This is a genomic window from Cryobacterium sp. PAMC25264 (genome assembly GCF_019443325.1).
Classification (GTDB): domain Bacteria; phylum Actinomycetota; class Actinomycetes; order Actinomycetales; family Microbacteriaceae; genus Cryobacterium.
This window is the reverse complement of the sequence record NZ_CP080383.1, coordinates 1-18,841: the sequence shown is the minus strand read 5'-3', so window position 1 is coordinate 18,841 and position 18,841 is coordinate 1. Positions and strand designations below refer to the sequence as shown.

13 protein-coding genes are annotated in these 18,841 nt (G+C 66.4%); 2 read left to right on the top strand and 11 right to left on the bottom strand.

Annotated features, from left to right (window positions below):
* Positions 1–62: 62 nt before the first annotated feature.
* The 4 genes from KY500_RS00065 to KY500_RS00050 form a co-directional block, all read right to left on the bottom strand.
* On the bottom strand, positions 63–1,547 hold the full coding sequence (locus KY500_RS00065) for a sugar transferase (RefSeq protein ID WP_219901841.1): 1,485 nt from the start codon (positions 1,545–1,547) through the stop codon (positions 63–65).
* A gap of 21 nt (positions 1,548–1,568) precedes the next feature.
* On the bottom strand, positions 1,569–2,156 hold the full coding sequence (locus KY500_RS00060) for a hypothetical protein (RefSeq protein WP_219901840.1): 588 nt from the start codon (positions 2,154–2,156) through the stop codon (positions 1,569–1,571).
* Positions 2,157–2,541: 385 nt separating this feature from the next.
* Complete coding sequence (locus KY500_RS00055; RefSeq protein WP_219901839.1) at positions 2,542–3,180, bottom strand: low molecular weight phosphatase family protein; 639 nt, start codon at positions 3,178–3,180, stop codon at positions 2,542–2,544.
* The gene (locus KY500_RS00050; protein WP_219901838.1) at positions 3,177–4,628 is read right to left on the bottom strand and encodes a polysaccharide biosynthesis tyrosine autokinase; all 1,452 of its coding nucleotides are present in this window, start codon (positions 4,626–4,628) and stop codon (positions 3,177–3,179) included. Before KY500_RS00050 ends, KY500_RS00055 begins: the two co-directional genes overlap by 4 nt.
* Before the next feature lie 140 nt (positions 4,629–4,768).
* Here KY500_RS00050 and KY500_RS00045 point away from each other — a divergent pair, with 140 nt between their 5' ends.
* Entirely contained in the window at positions 4,769–5,497 is a 729-nt protein-coding gene (locus tag KY500_RS00045) for a type II CAAX prenyl endopeptidase Rce1 family protein (protein WP_219901837.1), read from the top strand.
* A 17-nt stretch (positions 5,498–5,514) separates the two neighbouring features.
* Here the strand turns inward: KY500_RS00045 and KY500_RS00040 are convergent, their stop codons facing one another.
* The 6 genes from KY500_RS00040 to KY500_RS00015 form a co-directional block, all read right to left on the bottom strand.
* Positions 5,515–9,915, bottom strand: coding sequence for an S-layer family protein (locus tag KY500_RS00040; protein ID WP_219901836.1), 4,401 nt, complete (start codon positions 9,913–9,915; stop codon positions 5,515–5,517).
* A gap of 99 nt (positions 9,916–10,014) precedes the next feature.
* The gene (locus KY500_RS00035) at positions 10,015–12,561 is read right to left on the bottom strand and encodes a hypothetical protein (RefSeq protein ID WP_219901835.1); all 2,547 of its coding nucleotides are present in this window, start codon (positions 12,559–12,561) and stop codon (positions 10,015–10,017) included.
* Positions 12,558–13,208, bottom strand: a complete 651-nt coding sequence (locus tag KY500_RS00030) for a response regulator transcription factor (protein ID WP_219901834.1) — start codon at positions 13,206–13,208, stop codon at positions 12,558–12,560. Before KY500_RS00030 ends, KY500_RS00035 begins: the two co-directional genes overlap by 4 nt.
* 70 nt (positions 13,209–13,278) lie before the next feature.
* Positions 13,279–14,028, bottom strand: coding sequence for a thymidine kinase (locus KY500_RS00025; protein ID WP_219901833.1), 750 nt, complete (start codon positions 14,026–14,028; stop codon positions 13,279–13,281).
* Positions 14,029–14,097: 69 nt separating this feature from the next.
* Complete coding sequence (locus tag KY500_RS00020; protein WP_219901832.1) at positions 14,098–15,381, bottom strand: hypothetical protein; 1,284 nt, start codon at positions 15,379–15,381, stop codon at positions 14,098–14,100.
* Entirely contained in the window at positions 15,378–16,310 is a 933-nt protein-coding gene (locus KY500_RS00015; RefSeq protein ID WP_219901831.1) for a sensor histidine kinase, read from the bottom strand. The genes KY500_RS00020 and KY500_RS00015 overlap by 4 nt, the downstream gene beginning before the upstream one ends.
* A gap of 135 nt (positions 16,311–16,445) precedes the next feature.
* Here KY500_RS00015 and KY500_RS00010 point away from each other — a divergent pair, with 135 nt between their 5' ends.
* Positions 16,446–16,592 carry a hypothetical protein gene (locus tag KY500_RS00010; RefSeq protein ID WP_219901830.1) on the top strand — a complete coding sequence of 49 codons (147 nt, stop codon included), beginning with the start codon at positions 16,446–16,448 and terminating at the stop codon, positions 16,590–16,592.
* 112 nt (positions 16,593–16,704) lie between these two features.
* On the opposite strand, the gene KY500_RS00005 is transcribed toward KY500_RS00010, so the two are convergent.
* On the bottom strand, positions 16,705–18,837 hold the full coding sequence (locus tag KY500_RS00005) for an intein-containing Rv2578c family radical SAM protein (RefSeq protein WP_219901829.1): 2,133 nt from the start codon (positions 18,835–18,837) through the stop codon (positions 16,705–16,707).
* Positions 18,838–18,841 lie beyond the last annotated feature (4 nt).

The following is an 18,841-nucleotide window of genomic DNA, read 5'->3' as shown; positions in this document are numbered from 1 at the left end:
TTCCTATTTGCGCCGAAGATATTCGAATATCGCTGATGTTGAGTACCGTCCGATCATCATCATCAGTAGGCGCCCTCCTGTGCCATCACAGCCTTCGCGGTGCGCCACAGGATGGAGATGTCACCCGTGATGGACCAGTTCTCTACGTAATAGAGGTCCAGGCGGACTGTCTCGGCCCACGACAAGTTCGATCGACCACTTACCTGCCAGAGTCCAGTGATCCCCGGTTTAACAAGAAATCGGCGGTGCACGTGAGATTCGTATTCTGTGACTTCGCTTTCCAAAGAAGGACGAGGTCCGACGAGTGACATAGACCCGCCGAAGACATTGAAGAGCTGGGGTAGTTCGTCGAGGCTGTACCGGCGCAGGAATCTACCGATTGGAGTCACGCGGGGGTCATTCTTCATCTTGAACATCACGCGGTTGCCCTCATCACGTGCCTGGCTCTGCAACCCGCTCAGCTGAAGCTCAGCATCCACAACCATCGAGCGGAACTTGAGCATTCTGAAATGAGCCCCGTTGTGCCCTACTCGCTCTTGTCGGAAGAGGACAGAGCCAGGTGTGCTTAGACGAATTGACACCGCAATGAGCGCCAGAAGCGGCGAGAGAGCAAGAATCAGACCGCCGGCTCCAATGATGTCGAAGGTTCTTTTCGCGAACTGGCGCTTTCCTTCGTACCGAGGAGTCTCCACATGTATTAGCGGAAGTCCGGCAACGGGACGAGTGTGAATACGCGGCCCACCAATATCGATAAGGCTAGGCGCCACTACGAGGTGCTGGCGACCGGGTTCCAGTCCCCAGCTAAGTTCGCGCATTCGCTGCGGGGGAAGCTCATCACTGCTGCTGACCACGACGGTATCTGCTCCGACAGCGGCCATCGCGTCCTGAAGCTTGTCGATGTTCTCGAACACGGGGACCGTCGTGCCGGGCAGGTAATCGAGGCCGAAGCTTCCCGGAATACAAGCTCCCACAACCAGATAACCCGCTGCTGATTGCCTCGCCAGTTCACGTGCCAGGTGGATAACCGAGTCTTGGGAGCCCACGAGCAGCACTCTGGACGAAAACTTTCCATCCAGTCGCTGGGCGCCGAGCCACAGTCGCCAGATCCATCGAGAGAAAACGAGGACAACAAGTCCGAGGGGAAATGCAATGAGAATGTAACCGCGGGCGAAGTCGATCTGGAAGAGAAACGACACGATTGCGACGAGGCCGAATAGCCTAACTGTGCCGTCAGCGACTTGCCGGTACTCCTGGGGGCCAGTGCCTAATACGCGATATCCACGACTACCATAGATCCCCAACATCAGCATCCACGCCGTAATGATGGTGAGAGAAATGGCGGTATAACTAACAGCGACCTCGGTGAGGTTGCCACCAAAACGAACGTCCGCAGCGGCAATCCCAAACCAGAAGATTTGGACACCGAATACCACCCAGACCAGCACGAGAAGATCCGTGAGAACCAGTCGGGCAGCATACACATCGCGCCAGTTGCGTCCCTGACGTCTGGTGTTGGCCGTCGCTCCGCCTACCTGTGTCTTGCTCATGGTCCCCCGCGTTACACCTGGCTACTGCCAGGTCCTTCCCCAGTCGATGGATCGCTGAACTGAATCGCCAGCCCACACCCACACCGTGCCGCCCGCTTCAGAAATGGCCACGTTATCTTGCATAATCTCCGTTGGCAGATCAACAGCGAGACATCCTGTCTGCTGAACCGACTGCTGTTCAGTAGTCAGGACGGCAAGCTGCACTCCCTTGCAATCGGGGAGACCGACCGTCGCTACAATGTACCCCATTGGGGTTACGGCGATATTAACTGCGCCGGACACCTGAATGGGACTGGCCCAGGTTGTGCCGCTGTCGCCAGTGGTGAATACCTGGGTGTCATCGCATAGAACCGCAGCAGAGTCTTCTTCTTCGTCGGCGCGCGCCGCAAGTGCGACGACCGTAGAGCACGACGCAGCCTGCGTGCCCGCAGGCGAATGGACGATTGACCGGTCTGCTGGGTCGATGTACCACTCGCTGGCGAGCTGGCTCGGGTAGTCAGAGTAGTCCGCTCCTGCGACGAATGACCTCACGAACTGAGGTGTGCAGTCTGCGGCGGATAAACCCACCAGCTCCACGAGGGATTCAGTGACGACGTTGAGTTGCTGCAAGGCCGTGACCTGGACGTCGCTCGTAGCGTCGGTGGCCTGCCATGTGGCTCCCGCATCAGTGGAGATCTCCGGTGTGGCCGACGCCGTGGGACACTCCCCGGTAGTGGCCCTCCAGGCAGTGGTGGCGTCAAGGGCGGAGAGCAGTCGCGTGGATGGTATCGCGTTAGATACCGCGGCTTCGGCCGTCGGAGTGGGCGTTTGCTCGCTCGGGGTGAACGTGGGGATAGGCCGCGATGGCTCTGGAGCGGTGTCAGCGCCGCGGCCGCCCAATGCACAGATGATGAGGAGCACGTCGACGAGAATAAACGCAATGACGGCGAGATAGATCCAGCCGCGGCGGCGCGAGGCATCACGGGGTCTGTAGCGGGGTGGGCGGGGCATGGGGTTAGCGGCGACCCACCGCGGTGGCGAAGTCGTTGGTGATAGTCGTGACCGCAATATTCACAACACTGCCCACGCGCGCATATACCTCGGCGGACTGCCGGTAGGGGTCCTCAATGTCGTCGTCGTCGGGGTGGGTAGGGGGCGGGGAAAATCCTCGGGTGGCGGACACGTCGCCCAGGAGAGCCCGCAGGGTCGTGGCCGCGTCGGCTTGCGGGGTCTCGACAAGCTCGACCGGCGAGAGCGGCTCCCCCTCCGACGACGGGGCCAGGGCCCCGGGCAGGAGGCGGGCTAGCTGGTTGAGCGTGTAGGTGTATCGGGAGGCACGAGGGTGCAGGGAAACCACCGCGCTGCGGTGTTCGCGCGTAGCCGTGAGCACTAAGTCAGCATCAGCGATTAGTCGCTCGGTCAGCTGCTGGGCGCGGTGGGCAGTCGGGTCGGCGCCGTAGTGCTGCGCCAATTGCGCTGCTTCGGGGGTCATGTCGTGCCCCACCATCGACTGCGTCCCCGCGCTTGCGACAACCGCCGGGATTCCGGCGGATTCAAGCTGGGCATGCAGCAAACGCTCGGCTAGCGGTGACCGGCAGATGTTTCCGGTGCAGACAACGAGCACGTTCAACCGGGCGGCGGGCAGGTCACTCACTGTTTGGCCTTGGTGACCCGTGCTCGCTTTGCCTGCTGGGCTCGCTCGCGTCTGGTGGGCTCATCAGTCGTGACTTCATCGCCATACCCGTAGCCGTATCCGTACCCGTAGCGGTTGTAACCGTAGGCGTCGGGGCCTTTAGTGGGGAGCATAGTGAGCACGAGACCGGAGATGGGAGCGCCGACGTTTTCGAGCGAGGAGATCGCGCCCTTGAGCTGGTTTTTCTGCGTGCGGCCTGCGGCGACGACGATGATCGCACCGCCGACGTTCTTGGCCAGAATGGCCGCGTCGGTGACCGGCAGCAGGGGCGGAGTGTCGTAGATGACTACGTCGAACATGCGGTTGAACTCAGCGATGAAGTGAGTCATGCGCGCGGAGCCGAGCAGCTCGCTCGGGTTGGGCGGGACGTGCCCGGCCGGCAACACGAACAGCTGCGCTCGTCCCCAGGGCTGGATGACGTCATCGAGCTCGGCGCGCCCGATCAGCACGTCCGTGAGGCCCACAGCGCCTTCTACACCCATGTAGTCGGCGACCTTAGGACGGCGGAGGTCGGCATCGATCAGTAGCACTCTGGACCCGGCGTCCGCGAGGGCGATGGCTAGGTTCGCGCCCGTGGTGCTCTTTCCTTCGCTCTCGATAGAAGAGGTGATGACGAAGCTGCGGTCGGTGCGACCCACGTCAAGGAATTGCAAGTTGGTTCGCAGGGTGCGGAATGACTCGGCTCGGGGGCTGCGTGGGTCGACGTGCACGATGAGGGGGCGGTCCTGGGCCTTCGGATCGAAGACGATGCCCCCGAGGATGGCGACGTCGGTGACACCCTCGACATCGTGTTCATTACGAATTCGCGTTTCGAGAGTCTCACGCAGCACGGCTAGGCCAACTCCCAGCGCAAGGCCCACCAGCCCACCGAGGGCGATATTCAGGGGCACATTCGGGCTAACCGGCACGGACGGCACGGTCGCTTCTTGCGCACGGGTGAGCTTGACCGGGGAGATCGCGTCATCTGTGAGCGGAGTCTCGATTTCCTCGACGACCGCTGTGAGGCTTTGTGAGATGGCATTGGCGGTGTCAGCGGCGCGCACAGGGTCAGTGTCGGTCACAGCGATGTCGATAATCGACGTGTCGAGCGGCGCGGACGCGGTTACGCGCGCGGCTAGTTCATCCGACGTAATTCCGAGCTCGAGAGTGCCGATAACGGGCAGCAGCACAATAGGGGTCGCGACGAGGTCGGAGTATGTCTTCACTCTCTGGACCGTGAAGCTATTACCCTGCACCAGATCGGACGCGGTACCGGTGGATTGCGTGGAGACGAAGACCTTTGCTGTGGCACTGTACTTGGGCGTCTGAACTAGGGAGAACGCAGCGGCGGCACCAACTCCGACAAGGGTGAGTAGCACGATCAGCACCCAGCTCTTGCGGAGGATACGAATGTAGTCGCGAAGTTCCACTCAGCGGCCTTTCCTTGGTGCTTGCCAGACAGGTACGAGGCCAGAATCGTTCACCCCCTAGTTATGGTGCCATACGCGAGCCGGTCTTCATCCACCGAAGTGTTCGAAAGGCAACCCCTCGAACAGATAGTTTGGGCTTCATGACAACAGGCACTGATCGCGACGCCCACCCGCGCCTTGGCGTGGAGATTGCAGCCGTTGGCGTGGTCGCGGCTGTTCTGCTGGTGGTGGGGGTAAACATCCTGCTGACTCGAGGCATCATTCTCGACCAGCAGCTCGGCACACTGCTGAGTTACCTCGTGGCGTGGGTACCCTTTCTGGGCGCGGTGTTAATTTTCTGTTTCGGGTTTGGCACGCGGTCGCTGGTGCGCGACATTGGCTTGCGCTTTCGGCCGCTGGATGTGCTGTGGGGGCTCACTGTGGGCGTTGTGGCCCGAGTGCTAGCCACCATCGTGGAGATTGCCGGGTACGGTCAGATGGGATCGACCGGCGCGACTCTGGGCGAACCGGTGCGGGATCTGTGGTGGCTGTTCGTGGTGCTTTTGGCACCCGTGGTTCTTTCTCCTCTTATAGAGGAGATGTTCTTTCGCGGGCTGGTGCTGCGGTCGGTGCGGGGCGCGGCCTCTGGCAAGGGGGTTTCGCCGGCGGTCGCTGCCGGGACCGCCGTGGTGGTGAGCGCGGCAGTTTTCGCGCTGGTTCACATGATCGACACCGGGTCGCTGATCGCGACGGTGGTGATCGGGGTGTCTACGTTCCTGTTCGGGCTGGGCGCGGGCGCACTGGCCGTGCTCACCGGGCGGCTGGGCGGAGCGATTGTGGCGCACGTGACGTTCAACGCGCTCGTGGTGGTGCCGGCGCTGCTGGGCTGATCCCGTCTTGCGGGTGGCTAGGGCGTTACTAGTCGACGGCGACGGAGGAGCGCGACGCCAGCGAGGATCAGTCCGACCAGAACGAGCGCCCCGGCGGCAGCAAGCAAAACGCCGGCGTCGAAGCCAGTCTGTGCGAGCTTGCTTGACTTCTGCACCAGCGGGGTGGCGTCACCCTGCGCCTGCACCGTGGACTCGGCCCGCGGCTGCGCGGTAGGCGTTGCCGTGGCCTGCGGCAGCTCGCCCTGCACGGTGAGAGCGGCCCAGCCGTAGACGGCACCGGCGGAGTTCTGCACGATGACGCGGTGCTCGCCCGCGGGCAGGCTGGTCGGCACCGTCAGGGCAATGGTTCCGGCGGCGGAGGCGAGCTGCCAGGTCGTGGGGGTGGGGGTGGAGAAGAACCAGGTGAAGTACCACTGGTTGGGCGCCAGGCCAGAGATCGTGATCTGGTCGCCGGCGGCGACCGCGTTGTCACTCAAGTTGATCGCGTTCTGGGTGGCCGACGTGACGTCGGTCTCGCTGGGAGCGACCGGGGCGACGGTGGGCTGCGGCGCCGGGGCCGGCGTCGGCGGGGTGGTCGGTGCCGGTTCTGGCGTCGGCGGGGTGGTCGGTGTCGGCGGGGTCGTGGTGTCGATGGCGTAGGTGTTGGAGGTGGCGGTGCCGGATCCGGTGTTGCCGGCAGCATCCGTCACGCCGGCGAGGTCGAGAGTGATCAGGTTGGCCGGTTCGGTGATGTCGCTGGTCGGGGTGAATGTGCCCGTCCAGGTGATGCCGCCGTCGGCGGAACTCAGGCCGTTCGCGGTGCCGTTGGCGATACGACCGTTGCCGACCGTGAAGTCGGCGACGGTGAGGCTAGTGACGGCTTCGGAGAAGGTCGCGGTGACGAGCGAGGACTCCCCTGCCGTGAGGGTGTCGTCGGCCACGGTGACGGTGGCCGTGGGGCGCTGGGTGTCGACCGTGTAGTTCGCGGTGGCGACCGTGCCCGTGCCGGTGTTACCGGCTGAATCGGTCACGCCGGTGAGGTCAAGGGTGATGACGTTGCTGGTAGCGGTGACGGCATCCGTGGGGGTGAACGTTGCGGCCCAGGTGAGGCCGCCGTCGGCGGAGGTGAGGTTGGCCAGAACGCCGTTCGCGGTGGTGAGGTCGGCGGTGTCGAAGCCGGTGACGGGCTCGGAGAACGTGACAGTGACCGGCGAGGACTGCCCGATGGCGAGGTCGGCGTCGGTGAGCAGCACGGCGGCGGTGCGGCGCTCGGTGTCGATGGCGTAGGTGGTCGAGTCGGCGGAGCCGGAACCGACGTTGCCGGCGGCATCCGCAACCCCGGTGAGGTCGAGGCTGATCACGTTGGCCAGCGCGGTGACGCCGACTGTGGGGGTGAACGTGCCCGTGTGGGTGCGGCCGCCATCGGTGGAGCTGAACGCGGAAAGGGTGCCGTTGGCGACGGTGAGGTCGGCGTTGCCGAGGCCGGTCACGGCTTCGGAGAAGGTGATCGTGACCGGGGTGGTTTCACCGATGCTCAGTGCGGTGTCGGCGAGCACGATGGTGGCCGTGGGGCGCTCGGTGTCGACGGCGTAGCCGGTGGAGTCGACCGTGCCGGCACCCGGGTTGCCGGACGCATCCGTCACCCCGGTGAGGTCGAGCGTGACCAGGTTGGGCGCCTGGGTGGTGCCGTCGGTCGGGGTGAGGGTGGCCGTGTAGGTGAGGCCGCCGTCGGCGGAGCTGAGGTTGGAGAGCGCGCCGGTTCCGGCCGAGAGGTCGGCGAGGGTGAATCCGGTCACGGCCTCGGAGAAGGTGATGGTGACCAGCGAGGTTTCGCCGGCGCTGAGGGTGTCGTCGGCGACGACCACGGTGGCCGTGGGTATCTGAGTGTCGACCGTGTAGTTCGCGGAGGTGACCGTGCCGGTACCGGCGTTGCCGGCCAGGTCGCTCACACCGGACTGATCAACCGTGATCACGTTGGTCGCGTCGACGACGTCGGCCGACGGCGTGAACGTAGCCGTGAAGATGATGCCGCCGTCGGCGGATGTGACGTCGGACAGCGTGCCGTTGGCGACCTTGAGGGCTGTGTTGTCGAAACCGGTGACGGCTTCGGAGAACGTGATCGTGACGGGCGAGGTGTGCCCGGCGGTGAGCGCGGAGGTGTCGAGTGCCACGGTCGCGGTGGGGCGCTGGGTGTCGACGGCGTAGTTGTTCGAGTCGGCCGTGCCGATGCCCGTGCTGCCGGCGGAATTGGTGACACCGGTGAGATCGACCGTCAGCACGTTGCTGAAGTCGGTGACATCGCTGATCGGGGTGGCAAGGGCCGACCAGGTTCTACCGCCGTTGAGACTGCTCGGACGGCCCAGGGTGAGGTTCGGGGACGAGATGTCGGCCGCGGTGAGGCCGCTCACGCTCTGGGAGAACGTGATTGTGATGCGCGTCAAATCGCCGATGTTGAGGAAGTCGTCAGGCACCAGGACGGTCGCCGTGGGGCGCACCGTGGCGACCCTGTAAGAGTTGGATACGACCGGGTCATCGCCCGAACCATCGCCCGCGTTGCCCGCCACGTCGCTGATACCGGCATTGTCAAGGGTGATGAAGTTGGTGTTGGCCGTGACGCCGCTCGCGGGGGTGAGCGTCGCCGTCCAGGTGACGCCGCCGTCCGTCGACGCCACAGGAGACAACGAGCCGTTCTCGACGGTGAGGTCGGCGTTGTCGAAACCGGTGACGGCCTCGTAGAACGTCACCGTGACGAGGGAGGTCTCGCCGGCTGTGAGAAGGGCGTCGGCCACAACGATGCCCCCAGAGGGGCGATTGGTGTCGACCGTGTAGTTCGCGGAGGTGACCGTTCCGGTGCCGGCGTTGCCGGCCAGGTCGGTCACGCCCCCAGCCGTCAGGGTGATGACGTTGGTGGCGTCCTCGAGGGCCCAGTGCGGCGTAATGGTGGCCGTCCAGGTGACGCCGCCGTCGGCCGAGCTCAGGGCGTTGAGGCGGCCGAGGTCGACGGCGAGGTCGGCATTCGTGAAGCCGGTGACGGCCTCGGAGAACGTGATCGTAACCCGCGGTACATCCCCGATCGCCCACGCCGTGTCGTCGAGGTCGATGGTGGCGGTGGGGCGCTCAGCGTCGATCGTGAAGGTATTGGAGGTGGCTGTGCCGGCGCCCACGTTGCCGGTGCTGTTGGAGACACCGGCGAGGTCGAGAGTGATCACGGTGGTGGCGCTGGTGGTGGCGCTCGACGGGGTGAAGGTGGCCGTCCAGGTGATGCCGCCGTCGGATGAGCTCACCGCGGTGAGGGTACCGTTCGCGACGAGCATGTCGGCGTTGGTGAAGCCGGTCACGGCCTCGGAGAACGTGATCGTGACCGGCGAGGTCTCGCCGATCGCCAGCGCCTCGTCGGCGACGACGATGGTCGCGGTTGGACGCACGGTGTTGATGGCGTAGTTGTTCGATGCGGCCGTGCCCGTTCCGGTGCTGCCGGCGGAATTCGTGACGCCGGCGAGGTTGAGAGTGACCTGGTTGGTGGTTTCCGCGGTGCCATCGGTGGGGGTGAGCGTGGCGGTCCAGGTGATGCCGCCGTCCGCCGAGCTCGGGGCGGAGACGGTGCCGTTGGCGGCGGTGACGTCACCGGTGTCGAGGCCGCTGACGGCTTCGGAGAACGTGACGGTGACCAGCGACGTCTCCCCCGCGATGAGTGCGGTATCGGTCACGGTGACGGATGCGGTGGGCCGGACGGTGTTGATGGCGAAGGGGTTCGAGGTCGCCGAGCCGACGTTCGGGTTACCGGCGAGATCCTTGATGCCGGAGTAGCGGAGCGATATCCAGTTGGTGGCGACTGTGGTGCCACTCACCGGCGTGAACGTCGCCGTCCAGATGGTGCCGCCGTCGGAGGATGACACCTCCGTCAGAGTGCCATTCGAGACGACGACGTTGGAGTTGGTGAAGCCGGTCACCGGTTCGGAAAAGGTGAAGGTGACGAGAGAGGTCTCGTCGACGTTGATCGAGGTGTCGGCGACCACGGTTGTGGCGCTGAAGAGCTTGGTGTCAATCGCGAAGGTATTGGAGGTGGCCGTGCCGAGGCCGGCGTTGCCGGCTACATCCGTGACACCGGTGAGGTCAAGCGTGATCACGTTAGCGGCTGCGGTGATTGATGCCGCTGGGCGGTAGCTTCCGGTGTAGGTGGTGCCGCCGTCTGTAGAGCTCACCGGGGTGAGAGTGCCGTTCGGCATCGTGACATCGGCGTTGGTGAAGCCGAGGACCGCCTCGGAAAACTCGAACGTAACCGGCGTGCTCTGTTTGAAGACCAGCGTCGTGTCGTCGACGACGATGGTTGCCGTGGGAGTCACTGTGTCGACCACCGGGGCGGCAAGAGCGGATGCCGGCCAGCCGATCGCGAGCGCGAGAGCGGTGACGGTGGTGAGGGCGGCGGCGCGAAGGCTCATGTGGGACCTGTCTAGGAGCAGAGACCATGAATGAGGTCACCGGAACCTGATGTTAGCGGTCGGTGAGACCGGGGTTGCATACCCTCTTTTGCGCGCGCCCTAGGAACCGACAACCCGGCCGTCGGGACCAACCACGAGCATGCGGGATTCACCAGACTCGACCACCAGCGTGGCGATGATGGGGCGATCGGCAGGCAGTACCCGCACGGTCACGCGGCCGGTGCTCACCGTGTGGAGTACCTCGGCGACCGTGGCGGCCAGAACGGCGAGCTGGGCGGGCGGGCTGTCGACGCTGTCGTCGATCATGGTGACCTCCACGCCGCGTTGCCGGGCGGCCTGGACGGCGTCGATGACCGGGGGCACGAACAGGGCGCGGCCACGGATGGCGTCGCGGAGGCTGGCCTCGACGAGCAGGCATTGGGCGCGCTCGGCGGCGGTGAGGGCGTGCGGTTCGGCCAGGCGCAGCAGGGTGGGCCGGGCGAGCAGGTTCACCCGTCTCAGTTCGGCTTCGCGTTCGTCCAGCGCGGCCACCGTGGTGGCGTCGCGGCGTGCGCGGGCGATGTCGTCGTGGGTGAGCACGCGCAAAGTTGCCTCGGTGCGATCGAGCCCGACTACGAATAGGGTGCCTGCCAGTAGAGTGCCGGCATGCCGGATGACCAGGTCGACGCCTGCGCCCACCGTCTGGCCGGTGGCCACGGCCCACGCGACCGTAGAAAGCGCGAGCACGGCGTAGCCGATCCAGGCCGCGCGGATCTGGCCACGTGCGGCCAGGACCACGAGGATCAGGGTGATCGCGCCGAGGTGCCAGTGGGCGAACGGGACCCCGCTGCGCGGCGGCAGGTAGAGGAACATCAGCACCGCGCCGACGCCGCAGAGGCCCAAGACGATGGCAATCTGGGACCGCGGGAAGGGCTCGTGGAGGGGACGCATCAGCGAAAGAGCCGCCAACACGATCACCAGATAGGCGGCGGCCATCTCGGCCAGCGGCCGGCCCGGCACGATGGCGATGATGGCTAACACGCCGTGTACAAGGACGAACAGGGCGAGGATCAGCCGGGGTAACGGTGTGGAGAGGTCGAGCGCCCGGGACAGGGAGTAGGCGTTGGCCCCGCTGGGCAGCGGTGTTTCGGGCTGGCGTTCGGCGGCGCGGCGGTCGCGCGGGGAGGTCTCGACAGGCTCGACCAGCGTGGGGGTGGGTTCGAGCACCGAGGTGCGCGGTGGGCGGATTGGGGCGCGGGTCTCGACAGGCTCGACCAGCGAAGGGGTGCGCTCGACCAGTGGGGTGAGCGTTGTGGGGGTGCTTGGCGTGCTGCGCTCGGGCACCCAGGCGATCATGATGTCGGTGCCCCGGCCGGGGTGGGAGCGCACGCTGGCCACACCGTTCGGCACCCGCTGCATGCGCCCGATGATGCTCTCGCTGATGCCGAGGCGCTCCGGCGGCACCCGGGCGGGCTCGAAGCCGACGCCATCGTCGCTTACCGTTACTTGAAAACCGGCGGAGGTGGACAGCACCGTCACGGTGCGGCGCACCGGCCGGACGGTTCCGCGCCGAGGTCCCGGCCCTGCGGCCGACGCGACGGAGTTGCGCAGTGCCTCGCCGACGGCGCCGAGCATCGCCGCCACGGCATCGGATGGCACGGTGCGCTCCACCGGCGCGGCACCGGCCGGAGTGCCGGCGTTGTCGACCCGCACGACGGCATCCGGTGCGATCTGGTGGGTCAGCCGGGTGAGCCGGCGCACGAGGTCCGACACCAGGACGACGGGTTGCACCGGTGGGGAGCGGAGGGCGTCGAGCTGCCATAGGGTCTTCGACGCGTGCTCGGCCACCACGGCCGGTGCGGTACGGCCGAGCCCGGCCATGAGCAGGGTGGAAATGACGCTGTCGTGCACGAGGGCGTCGATGCTCAGGCGTTCCTGGCGGCGGGCCACCTGGGCGGCCCGGCCGGCCTCGGCCTGCCGGGTGAGCAGGGTCGCGTCATCGACGCGTGCAGCGGCACGGCGGGCGGCGAGGGTGAGGGCTACGAAGACGCTCACCAGCAACAGCGAGTAGAGGCCGTCGGCCAGGCCGATGAGCGCTGGGTTAGCCTCCGCCGAGGTGCTGAACCTCACCAGCCCGCTGAGCGTGCAGGCGAGAAGCGTGAACGCCCAGGCCGTGCCGCCCCGGGCAAAGATCGCCACCGCCACGCAAGGCACCCCCGTGAAGGTGATCGCCCAAGGAATGTCGGCGCCGGCCGGCAACTGGTCGGGCCGCACCAAGAGCCAGAAGCCGGTGATAGCGATGAAGCAGAACATCTCTGTGGCCACGATGAGGCGCAGCACCCGCACCGGTGCCCACCCGGAGCAGAGGCCGAGCGTCACGGGCAGTCCGAAGGACGCGGCCCACGCCGCCACGGCCAGCTGCGGGTTCGGGTGCCAGATCTGCTCTGCGAAGGTGCCGATCGAGAGCACGCCGAAGATCGCTGCCGCGCACGCCACGGCGATGCAGAGCAGCCGGGTGAGGTTGGTTGCGGCGGTGAGGGGCTTGACGAGGGTCTCGGCGGGCGGGGGCGGCTTGGTCTCGACAGGCTCGACCAGCGTGGGGGGCTCGACCGGCGAAGGGTGGTCGACCGACGCGGGGGGCTGGACCAGCGGATCCTGGGGGCTCATGAGCGTCCGGGCACCGGCAGGATGCCGTCCTCCAGCGCACGCTTGTACAGGTCGATCTTGGTGTTAGCGGGCCGGCCCACCCGTTCGTACTTCGAGCGCACCCGGCGGATGTAGTCCACGACGGTGAGCTCGCTCAGCCCGGTGTGCGAGGCCACCAGGGGCGCCTTCGCTCCGGCGGCGTAGAGCGAGAGCACCTCCCGTTCCCGGGGGCTGAGGCCGGCGTCGGACAGGTCGGGGTCGCCATCCAGCGCCGCCGCCCATTCGGTGGAGGCGATGGTGTCGCCCGCCGCGGCTCGGGTGACGGCGTCGAGGAGAACATTGGCCGGTTCGGATTTGCGCACGACGCCGAGCACGCCGCCATGGGCGGCGGCGCGCATGAGCTGGGCGTCATCACCGCCGGTGAACGCGAGCACCGCCGCACCCGTGGCGCGCAACCGGTCGACGTTGCCGGTGACGGTGGAACCGTCGGAGAGCCGCAGGTCGAGAATGACAAGGTCGATGTGGGTCTCCCCCACCTGGTCGAGCAGCTCTGCTACGGTGGCGACAGTCGCCACCACGTGGATTTCCGGGATGGTGTCGAAGAGACCGGCGAACCCGCGCGCGACAATCTCGTGATCGTCGATCATCGCGACCCGGTACCTGTGCATGCTCTTCCTCTCGCTGCCCCCGCAACGGGTGCCCTGATAAATGACGGCTTTCACCGGCCGAGCTGGGTGCTTACTGTGGTGAAGGGGAATGCGCCGGGGGGCTGGCTGGGGCGCTCTCGACGAAATAGTCTGCGTTCTGCGGGCGTCCGTCGGTTGAGCGCCCCCGCTCCTGGCCCCCGTGCTCCGGTTCGTGCCGCAGCGCTTCGCGGCGGCGGTTGTTGAGCACACCGTGGCTTTCCTCGAGGTAGCAGGAACCGCAGAGCGATTCGTAGGTGACCTCCACGCCGTCAATGGCGACCTGGTCGCCGTCGAAAACGAAGGCACCGTCGACCTTGCGGCCGTTGAAGACGGCCTTGCGCCCGCACCGGCAGATGGTCTTGAGTTCCTCCAGGCTGTGCGCCACCTCGAGCAGCCGGCGGCTGCCGGGGAACGCGACGGTCTGGAAGTCGGTGCGGATGCCGTACGCCAACACCGGCACGTTCTCGATGATGGCGATGCGCAGCAGGTCGTCCACCTGCGGTTCGGTGAGGAACTGGGCCTCGTCGACGAGCAGGGCGCTCACGTCGAGGCCGGTGCCGGCGAGCACGCCGGCGCGGTGTTCCTGGAACGCGGTGTATGCATCCGTGTCGGGGGTGAGCAGGAAGTCGACCCCGCGGGTGACGCCCAGACGGGAGAGGATGCCGCGGTCGCCCTTGGTGTCGATGGAGGGTTTGGTGAGCAGGACGCGGTGGCCGCGCTCCTCATAGTTATAGGCGGCCTGGAGCATCGAGGTGCTCTTGCCGCTGTTCATCGCCCCGTATCGGAAATACAGTTTCGCCATAACCGCCGGTACCGCCTTTATGCGTTGTCTTTCGTGGACTCACCCCGCCGGGGCATGACCGTTGAGGTTTCAGCGTACTTGGCGGGGCGTGTGGCGCGCGCGCACCCCTGCGGGGGTGGCGGGTGTGGCCGGCGCCTCGTCCGCCTGGTCGCCGGCGTGCGACGCCCGAACGCTGTCGAATTCGATCGTGAGCGAGGGGCGGCGCACGGTGACCCGCACGTTGTCGAAGACCACGCGGATGACTCCGAGGTAGGGCCGCAACACCGCGCGCACTCGGCGAGGAGGAAGGTCGAGCGCGGCCTGAATCGTCATCGTGTCAACCAGCGGCTGCACGGCGTTGGTGGCGCCGGGTTTGGCGGCGCCGGCGATCTGCACGACGAGGCTGTGCGGGTCGAAACCCGGTGCGGCGCAGAGCGCCCCGATCAGCGCGGCGGTGGCGGCACGCTGCTCGGCGCGGAAGGCGTTGGCGCGGTGGTCGGGGTCGGCGACCACGAGCAACCCCGGGGTTCCCCGCTCGGTGAGGGCGGCGCGTTCCCGGGTCGCTACCGAGTCCAGCCAGGTGCGGTCGATCTCGGCCACGAGCGTGCGGCGCACCTCTGCGGCCAGCTGACCGGCCTGGGCGATGTCGACGGCAGAGACGCTGCGGCGCTCGAGCAGCTCGGTGAGGAAAGGGATGACGCCGCTCCTCAAGGCCGCGATCTGTTGTTCCACCACGGCGCGCGCCATCTGGCCGCGCGTTTCTTCGGTGCGAGCCACGATGGCACGGCGGGCATCCTCTTGCCAGGCCAGGATGGAGCGCACGATCCGCCGCGAGTACGCCGCTCCGGCCGCGGCAGGCGCAAGAATCTGGGTGGCGGAGACGATCGCATACACGGCGATGGGCACGGTGATCTCGTAGTACGGCTGCTGCGGAACGGTGATCACGATGGCCACGACACTGGCGATGGCACCGGAGAGGGCGATCTCCCGCCAGGGCCGGTAGGGCGCCAGCGCGAGCAGTAGGAACCCGATGCAGACCGGCCCAAAGTCATCCTGCACAAGCAGGTTGCCGCCCCACCGGCTGAACTGTTCGAGGAGGTAGCCGAGCAGCGCGAATCCGAGCATCGCCAGGTGCAGTCGACCGTCGAACGGGGCGTTGGCCGGCTGGGTGGCGAGCACGAGGATGCCGGCCGCGGCGGCCATCGCCAGGACCGCGAGGGTCGCCAGGAGAGGATTCTGGATCTGGCTCTGCTGCAGAACCGTGGCGATGACGGAGTAACAGAGCACGATCGCGGCGATCAGGGGCGCGAGGGGCCAGGCGGCCAGGGTGCCCAGCGGGTCGAGGCGCTGCTGGGTGGCGCGGCGCGGCGTCACGGGGTGGGCTCGATGGCTGGAACGGCGGGCGAGGTGGGAGCTTCGGGGCGGGCGGGCGGCGCGGGCAGAGTGAGCAGCACCGAGGTGCCGGCGCCGGGCCGCGACCACACCTGCACCGATCCGCCGAGTCGTTCGATGCGTTTACGCACCGACTGGCGCAGCCCGAGCCGGTCGCTGCCGGTTTCGGCTTCCATGAAGCCACGACCGGCGTCCAGCACCATGACCGACACGTTCTGCTCGTCGGCATCGATGACGACCTCGGCAGTGACAATGCCGGCGTGCAGCAGCACGTTGACCAGGCATTGCTGTACGGCCAGGCCCAGTTCGCGGTCGCTCTGGGCGTCCAGGCGTGCCAGGGCTTCTTTGTCGCCGGTGATGTCGACGACCAGGCCGCGGTCCCGCATGCGGTCGATGGTGGCGAAGACGGCGCTGGAGAGCCATCCGTCACTGCCCGGCGATGTGGCGGTGCGTTCGTCGACATGGGTGAGCCAGTCGCGTTGCTCGAGAGTGTGCAGGGTCTCGCGCACGGCGGCCTCAAGGGCAGGGGTCATGGGGCCGGGTTTGGCGCGGGCGACCGACACCAGCTGGTTGAGGGTGGTGTCGTGCATGAGCGCCACGGCCCGCAGGTCGAAGTCGTGGCGCAGGCTTCGGGACTCGTCATCCTGCACCGCACGGTGAATCGCCGGCTGCGCGGTGCGCCCGGTGCGGCGGGCGAGCCCGTCGAGCAGCATCACCCCCACCAGGAAGAGGTAGGTGACGATGGTGAAGATGTCGGGGCGGTCAGGCACCGGAGTCTGTGAGACGGCCAGCGTGGCTGCCACCTCCGCCATCAGGAAGCCGAGGGTGCTCCACAGCACCCCGACGAGCGCACCCGACCCGGCCCCGCCGACCATGATGAGCGCCATCTTCGGCAGGGAGATGAGGAACATGTCCGAGGCCGGGAACAGCCGGGCATGCCCAGCACGGCGCCAGTAAAGAGGTACGTGCAGACTGCGCCGATCACCAGGTAGGCGATCGTGAGTGGCACCGTGCGCCACTTGGCGAGGAGCGCCAGCAGAGCACCCATGCCCAGAATCGCGGCAACCGTGACCAGCAGCCGGTCGGTGGGCGGGAACACGCTCAGCGCGATCACCGAGAGCAGGGCTCCAGCCAGGCAGATCAAGCCGAACCAGTGCGAGGCGCGGGCGAGCGCACGGCTCAACGTGGCCTGAACCAGGTGACCGGGTAACCCTAGTGACATCGTGCCCTCTCCGCGTCTGATTATCTCAGTCGAGGGGCCTGCGTGAAGCACCCGGGCCGCAGGTCGATCGCGGTCGAGGACCGTCAAAACAGGGTCGGCGTCAGCTCGGGCGGCAGCTCCGCGGCGATGAGTGAGCCGGGCGTTGCATTGGCGGCGCGGTTCTGGGGCACGCCGGTCAGGGCCGTCGAGCGGATGCCGCCTGTTGCAGGGTCCTCGCGGCGCCGCTCGAGCCCGTGCGCGCGCAGCAGCGGGTGGATCCGCTCGGCCAGCCACTGGCGGTACTCCTTGGGCGCGTAGGTGCCCCGTTTGTAGAGCTCGCGGTACCGGGACATTAGCTCGGGGTGGTCCTGCTCGAGCCAGTGGAAGTACCACTCCTTGACCCCGGGCTTGAGGTACAGGGCGCTGTAGAGCACTCCGGTGGCGCCGGCGGCCTTGGCCTGCCGCATGGCCTCGTCGAGGTGGGCGCGGGTGTCGGTGAGGAACGGCAGGATCGGCATCATGAACACCGAGCAGTCCATGCCCTTCTCGCGGATCGCGGTGACCGTGGCCAGCCGGGCCTTCGTGCTTGGGGTACCCGGCTCCACGGCCTGCTGCAGCGCATCGTCGTAGATCGCGATAGACAGTGCCAGGTCTACGGGTACCTGCCGGCTGGCTTCAGCGAGCAGGTCGAGGTCGCGGCGCAGGAGGGTGCCCTTGGTGAGAATCGAGAACGGGGTGCCGGAGTCGGCGAGCGCCGCGATGATGCCCGGCATCAGCCGGTAGCGACCCTCGGCGCGCTGGTACGGGTCGGTGTTGGTGCCGAGCGCAACCGGATGCTTGCCCCAGGTGGGTTTGGCGAGTTCCTTCCGGAGCACCTCGGCCACGTTCACCTTCACGATGATCTCGTTGTCGAAATCCTTGCCGGCGTCGAGGTCGAGGTAGTTGTGGGTGGGGCGAGCAAAGCAATTGTGACTGACGATGCCATTGGCGATGAAGTCTCCGGTGCCCGTGGTGATGTCGATCATGTCCATGGTGGCGCCGAGGTCTTCAATCGACACGATCTGAAGCTTGGCATCCGATTTGACGGCTCTGCCAGCGATGGAGAGCTTACGGTCGATGGCAGGGCCGCTCAGGTTAAAGAACTTCGACCGCATCGCCAGCCCACCGGTCACTCGAACGCAGCGGACACCATTCGGTCTCGCGTCCTCGAGCACGTGATCGATTCCCAGCATCTCCATGGACCTCTGAATGTTGGCGAGAATCGCATCGTCTTTGTTGCTGATGCGCAGAACTCCCTGCGAACACGATCCCTCGGCGTCGAACACGCCCGCAAGATACCCAGCATGCCAATCCACATCCGGCGACTCGGGCCACGCAATCAGTGTGGTGATCTGGGCGTAGTTCGCCGCCTTTCCCGAGTAGATCGAGTTGATCGCCCGCCGCGTTTCGGAGGCGGCTGAAAAGGGCCGCGTGAGCGTGTGGATGTCTTCCTGGTCGAGAAACAGGCGGGTGCGGTTGAGCGCTTCAGGATCAGCCAATGCGAGCCTGAACAGCCGCACCTTGCTACCGCCTCCCGTCCGACGCGGATAATCACGGGAGATCATCATGCCGTCGCCTCGTATCATCCCCGTCAGGTAACCCCGCCTATAACTGGGCGCAAAGTACTGGGGCTGAGTTGTCTCGGTGAGTCCATTGAGCCCGAAGCCCATCAACTTATTGTTCGTGGTGAGATACGGACGTTGCCCATCGCCGCTCATCGAGCCGGTGACGAACTTCCAGCCTCGCTCGGTCAGAAAGCGGTGGTCGCCGCTCGCCACAATCTCCGTACCGTCGCCCAGAGTGATCCGGTGGCCCCGCTTGCGCGTGTTCCAAGCCGCAAGCACGGTGGTCTGCACGAAGCGACGATAAGACCCCTCCACTCGGGTGCCGATGATGGCCTCGCCGACTTTGACGTCCCACAGGGGCTTTTGCCGCCCGTCTGCCATCAGGATGAGGGTTTCAGGGCTCACGCAATAGGTGCACGCATGGGAACAGCCCCGGTACGGGTTGATCGTCCAGCCGAAGGGCATCGCGCTCTGGCCGGGCACCCGGTTGAGGGCGGACTTGGCGAGCACCTCGTGGAAGGTGATGCCGTCGAACTCGGGCGTGCGCACGCTGCGCACCAGGTTGTTCAGCCGGGCGAGGCCGGGCAGGGCCCCGGCCTGCTCGGTCGTCAGTTCCTGTCCACTCCAGCGCATGCCA